Genomic DNA, 5,039 nt, shown 5'->3' with positions numbered 1-5,039 from the left:
CAGATTCAGACAGCGACTCAGATTCAGACAGCGATTCAGACTCAGATAGCGACTCAGACTCAGATAGCGACTCAGACTCAGATAGTGACTCAGACTCAGATAGCGACTCGGATTCAGATAGCGACTCGGATTCAGATAGCGACTCAGATTCAGACAGCGACTCAGATTCAGACAGCGACTCAGACTCAGATAGTGACTCGGATTCAGACAGCGACTCAGATTCAGACAGCGACTCAGATTCAGATAGCGATTCAGACTCAGATAGCGACTCGGATTCAGATAGCGACTCGGATTCAGATAGCGATTCAGACTCAGATAGTGACTCAGACTCAGATAGCGACTCGGATTCAGACAGCGACTCAGATTCAGATAGCGACTCAGATTCAGACAGCGACTCAGACTCAGATAGTGACTCGGATTCAGACAGCGACTCAGACTCAGACAGCGATTCAGATTCAGACAGCGACTCAGATTCAGACAGCGATTCAGACTCAGATAGCGACTCAGACTCAGATAGCGACTCAGACTCAGATAGTGACTCAGATTCAGACAGCGACTCAGATTCAGATAGCGACTCGGATTCAGACAGCGACTCAGATTCAGACAGCGACTCAGACTCAGATAGTGACTCGGATTCAGACAGCGACTCAGACTCAGATAGCGACTCAGATTCAGACAGCGATTCAGACTCAGATAGCGACTCAGACTCAGATAGTGACTCAGATTCAGACAGCGACTCAGATAGCGACTCAGACTCAGATTCAGACAGCGATTCAGACTCAGATAGCGACTCAGACTCAGATTCAGACAGCGATTCAGACGCAGACAGCGACTCCGATTCAGATAGTGATGCCGACTCAGATAGCGACTCGGATTCCGACAGCGACTCAGATTCAGACAGTGACTCAGATTCAGACAGTAACTCAGACGCAGACAGCGATTCTGACGCAGATTCAGATAGTGATTCTGATGCCGATGCAAAAGATGACCATGTAGATAAAGACTCAGATAACAAAGACAATAAAGGTCAATTACCTGATACAGGTAACGACAAGGACATGAATGGTACGTTACTTGGTTCATTATTTGCTGGATTAGGCGCGTTATTCTTAGGAAATAGACGTCGTCAAAAACGTGATGAACGCTCATAATAATCATCACTTATAATAAAAAGCCGTGCGAAATTTCGCGCGGCTTTTCTATGTAAAAGACATTTTATTTTAAAAGTTCAATTGCTTGTAACAAAAGTGCTAAAAGGATTAAAGTAATATAGTATTTTAATTCATTTGGAATAAATTATTATGAATGCAAAATACGTTAACTAATAAAGGAGGAAAAAAGGATGTCAGTTTTATCTACTATACTTGTTGTTTTAGTGGCATTAGAATTTTTTTACATTATGTATTTAGAAACAATCAATCCAACTTCAGATACAACAAGTCGCGTGTTTAACATCTCAAAGGAGAAATTACGAGATGAAAATATTCAAACACTGCTTAAAAATCAAGGGATTTATAATGGTTTAATAGGGGTTCTATTGCTGTATGGTGCATTTATTTCTCCAAATCCTAAAGAAATTTGTATCGCGTTGTTAGTCTATATTATTGGTGTTGCCTTATACGGTGGCATTTCCAGTGATAAAAGTATCTTCTTTAAACAGGGGACACTGCCGATTATCGCGTTGATCAGCATATTGTTGGCATAAAAAAACCGAGGCACTTCATCTACATGAAATGTCTCGGTTATTCTTAGTGATAACAAATTAACGCTTGATTACGTTAGCTGCTTGGTCACCACGGTCACCTGATACGATATCAAATTCCACTTGTTGACCTTCTTCTAATGATTTGTAGCCATCGCCTTCGATTGCTGAGAAGTGAACGAATACGTCGTTACCTTCTTCACGTTCGATGAAACCAAAACCTTTTTCTGCGTTAAACCATTTTACTGTACCGTTATACATAAGAATACCTCCGTGTGCGTTATGCACGTTTTATTTCTGTAAAAAAATTCTTTCATCAAAAGGAGTATATTCTTCAAAATAAACTACAATTCAATTACACGAGCTTTTATTACGATAGACCTAACTATACAGGTACTTTGAACAAAAGTAAAGGGAATTCTAATAAAAAGTTTAAAAATGTGAAAAACATAGGTTTATTATCCATATAATTGAAATAAGTTACTTTTGACATTGCTGTGATGAGCTTCATAAGAATATTAGAAACGCCGACAAACTTAATAAAAATTGAAACTATATTAATTTTTAGGTATAATGATACTTATCGATAAACACTACAGATTTACAGTCTAAATACCCGTCATATGTAATTGTCGTATAATGCTATTAACCAAGGGGGAATCTAATATGTATGAAAATCGCGTACAAAAGACATATGCAATTCTGCAAGTTTTAGTGAAGAAATATCAAGAAATTACAGGCAAACCATTAATAGGGGATGAAATGAAAATGCACAAGATGATGTATTATATTCAAAAAACATCCCTCGCATTAACAGGTGAACCTATCATTAACGAAAGTTTTGAAGGATGGATTCATGGTCCTGTCCTTCCTTCGATAAGAGGCGCATTTGAAGATTTTATTGAAGCACCAGAATGTGAAACACAACTATCAGACACTGAGTTGTATATTGTTGAGAATACGATATATAGTTATGGTCAATACACTGCATGGAATTTAAGAGAGCAATCACATCAAGAACACGCATGGATCAATAGTCGAAAAGGGCTCTCAACGAAAGAACGTGGACAAAACAAACTTTTGTTAGAAGACATTATGGAAGACGCAAAAGGGATGCGGCTATATGATTATCAATATGATATGTATATAGATGAATTTGATGACATTGATGAGGAGAACTTCATCCATGCCCAGTAAGCCGAAAGACGATATAGGTAAAGTAGTAGTAGCTAAATTCCCTTATTTTGATATGAAAACAAAGTCTAAAAAGTTCAAAGGTCGTCCTTCTTTAGTCATCGGCTGTGAGTCTGAACGTTTTCCATGTGACTTTATTGTTTTGCCCGTTTCAAAAATTCAAGATGTTTCTAAACGCCACCCCAAATATGATTTTCAGCTGTACGAAGCAGAATGTCATATTCTCCATTTAAAACATATTCCGTCATTTGTCAGATGTCATAAAATTACAACTGTCCATAATAAAGAGGTCAAAAGTAATGTATTAGGTGATCTAAAATTGAATTTACCTATGGCATACGAAAACATTGAAAGTAGATTCAAAGATTTTAGCAAAAACTTGTTTTCTTAATTATTGTCTGCATTTTTCTACGATTGTCGTAAAACACCTATATGCGCCACTTACTCTAAGAGCCTATTTGTTTTAGGTCTCTAAATAAATGAAAAAAGAACCCCGCCATAAAAACGAGATTCCTTTTTAAATATATATCCGCCAAACGACTGTACTGTTTGGTCACACTGATGTCTCAAAACGAGCGCAATGTGCATGAAATAAAGAATTAGAACCCCCTCGGAAGGAATTTATAGCCCTTGAAATCATTGGAGGTACAAGGGTTTGGGTCCCTATCCGGTCCCTAAAAATCACATAACATCTAGGATGTTTTTTGTTTTTTCTTCTTCTTCTTTAAATTTTTCTTCTAATAAATGCGAGTAAATTTCTGTTGTTACAGATATATTTTTATGTCCTAATCTCTTTGAAATATAATATATTGAAACACCTTTCGCTAAAAGGTAAGAACAATGAGTATGACGCAAAGCGTGAGACGTTATATATTTTATGCCAAGCTGTTCACATGCTCTTTTAAGAGTTTTGTTTATAGCATTGACACTTATAATTGTACCGGTATCTTTGAAAATATAACCATCATAACTAATTACAGCATTTTTGACAGCCTTTAATATATGTTGCATATCTTCCTTGCCAATAGCGACATATCTAGGAGAAGCGTCGGTTTTATGTTCATCTATATACAACTCATTTTTAAGTTCATTAATATGTTCTAATTTTAATGATCTAACACCACTAACACGACACCCAGTGCAAATCATAATGTACAAAGCTAAAGCTGACTTTGATGAGTTGTTTTTCAAGAAACTTTTTAGAACTTCATAATCTTTTAAAGATACATACTTATCTTCTTCTGATTTAGAGGGCTTGCCAGGTTTATAAGATATTTTGTAAGTGGGGTTTTTATTTATTAAGCCATCATATACTGCATCTTCTAAAGCTGATTTAATAGCACCATTGGTTTTCCTAATGGTCTCTTTTGAATGAGTTTTTGAAAAGTCATTAATAAATTTTTGATACATTTGCTTATTTAATTTGGACATTTCTACTTTGCCTATTTTGTGTTGTTGGATATGTTTCAATGTGAATCGGTAATGTCTAAATGTATTTTTTGAAACAACATTTTCTTTATAAACTTCAATCCAATTTTGAAAATAGTCTTGGAAAGTCAAGTCGTTATCGAATTTAAAACCGTTTCTTAATTCGTTGAGTTTATCTAAACCGGCGGCATTAGCGTCACGTTTAGTCTTAAAACCTTTTTTTCTGTAACGTTTCCCTTCGTATTTGAATTCATATTGCCATTTTTTTCCATCATAACAGCGTGTTTTCATTCTCTATGCCTCCTTTTAGAACGTATGTTCTGTTTATTTGTAAAAATATATAGGGTAGGCGGGCTACCCAGTATATTTAGCGCCTAGTACTAAATGTGATATAATAAAGAAAAAAGTAGGTGAGAATTTGGAAACAATATTGTTGTTTTGTAGTTCAGGTGTTGCAGGATTATTCACATATATTTATTTAGATTATCTATCTATTTTCGATACAGAAAGTCCAGAGATTAAAAAGATGTTTTCAATAATGTTTTCTTTAGTTAACGTCGGTATTTTTTTATCTGTTCTTGAATTGAAAAAGTATATAAATTTTCATTATGCCATAGAAAACATAATTTGCTTATTATTAGTACCTGCTATAATTTGGTTAATGAATAGATTTGTTTTTCCTAATCTCATTCAACTTTTTAGAAAGTCGATGAAC

The 5,039-nt window shown here is 35.5% G+C and carries 6 protein-coding genes and 1 pseudogene; 5 read left to right on the top strand and 2 right to left on the bottom strand.

Annotated features, from left to right (window positions below; all coding sequences use genetic code 11):
* Both CD122_RS12195 and CD122_RS11510 read left to right on the top strand, forming a co-directional pair.
* Positions 1-1,151 (top strand): LPXTG cell wall anchor domain-containing protein (locus CD122_RS12195; protein ID WP_240624168.1); only part of this gene is annotated, 1,151 nt, incomplete at its 5' end.
* A 191-nt stretch (positions 1,152-1,342) separates the two neighbouring features.
* Complete coding sequence (locus tag CD122_RS11510) at positions 1,343-1,705, top strand: DUF1304 domain-containing protein (protein WP_103359041.1); 363 nt, start codon at positions 1,343-1,345, stop codon at positions 1,703-1,705.
* Positions 1,706-1,762: 57 nt separating this feature from the next.
* On the opposite strand, the gene CD122_RS11505 is transcribed toward CD122_RS11510, so the two are convergent.
* A complete protein-coding gene (locus CD122_RS11505; protein WP_103359040.1) occupies positions 1,763-1,963 on the bottom strand; it encodes a cold shock domain-containing protein in 201 nt (66 codons plus the stop codon).
* 405 nt (positions 1,964-2,368) lie between these two features.
* Between CD122_RS11505 and CD122_RS11500 the strand changes: the two genes are divergently transcribed.
* Positions 2,369-2,899 carry a Panacea domain-containing protein gene (locus CD122_RS11500; RefSeq protein WP_103359039.1) on the top strand — a complete coding sequence of 177 codons (531 nt, stop codon included), beginning with the start codon at positions 2,369-2,371 and terminating at the stop codon, positions 2,897-2,899.
* Complete coding sequence (locus tag CD122_RS11495) at positions 2,889-3,287, top strand: type II toxin-antitoxin system PemK/MazF family toxin (RefSeq protein WP_103359038.1); 399 nt, start codon at positions 2,889-2,891, stop codon at positions 3,285-3,287. The genes CD122_RS11500 and CD122_RS11495 overlap by 11 nt, the downstream gene beginning before the upstream one ends.
* A gap of 290 nt (positions 3,288-3,577) precedes the next feature.
* Here CD122_RS11495 and CD122_RS11490 read toward each other — a convergent pair whose 3' ends face one another.
* The gene (locus CD122_RS11490; protein WP_103359037.1) at positions 3,578-4,615 is read right to left on the bottom strand and encodes a tyrosine-type recombinase/integrase; all 1,038 of its coding nucleotides are present in this window, start codon (positions 4,613-4,615) and stop codon (positions 3,578-3,580) included.
* A 127-nt stretch (positions 4,616-4,742) separates the two neighbouring features.
* On the opposite strand from CD122_RS11490, the pseudogene CD122_RS12190 reads away from it, so the two are divergent.
* Positions 4,743-5,039: pseudogene (locus tag CD122_RS12190) on the top strand (hypothetical protein); the annotation flags it as partial.

The organism is Staphylococcus rostri, from assembly GCF_002902145.1.
Classification (GTDB): Bacteria; Bacillota; Bacilli; order Staphylococcales; family Staphylococcaceae; genus Staphylococcus; species Staphylococcus rostri.
The sequence above is the reverse complement of the archived record's forward strand: the minus strand, read 5'-3'. Positions and strand labels throughout refer to the sequence as shown.

What these genes read in the sequence shown, in the direction of transcription:
- CD122_RS11510 (WP_103359041.1), top strand. Translation starts at nt 1,343, where the DNA reads ATGTCAGTTTTATCTACTATACTTGTTGTTTTAGTGGCATTAGAATTT.
- CD122_RS11505 (WP_103359040.1), bottom strand. Translation starts at nt 1,963, where the DNA reads ATGTATAACGGTACAGTAAAATGGTTTAACGCAGAAAAAGGTTTTGGT.
- CD122_RS11500 (WP_103359039.1), top strand. Translation starts at nt 2,369, where the DNA reads ATGTATGAAAATCGCGTACAAAAGACATATGCAATTCTGCAAGTTTTA.
- CD122_RS11495 (WP_103359038.1), top strand. Translation starts at nt 2,889, where the DNA reads ATGCCCAGTAAGCCGAAAGACGATATAGGTAAAGTAGTAGTAGCTAAA.
- CD122_RS11490 (WP_103359037.1), bottom strand. Translation starts at nt 4,615, where the DNA reads ATGAAAACACGCTGTTATGATGGAAAAAAATGGCAATATGAATTCAAA.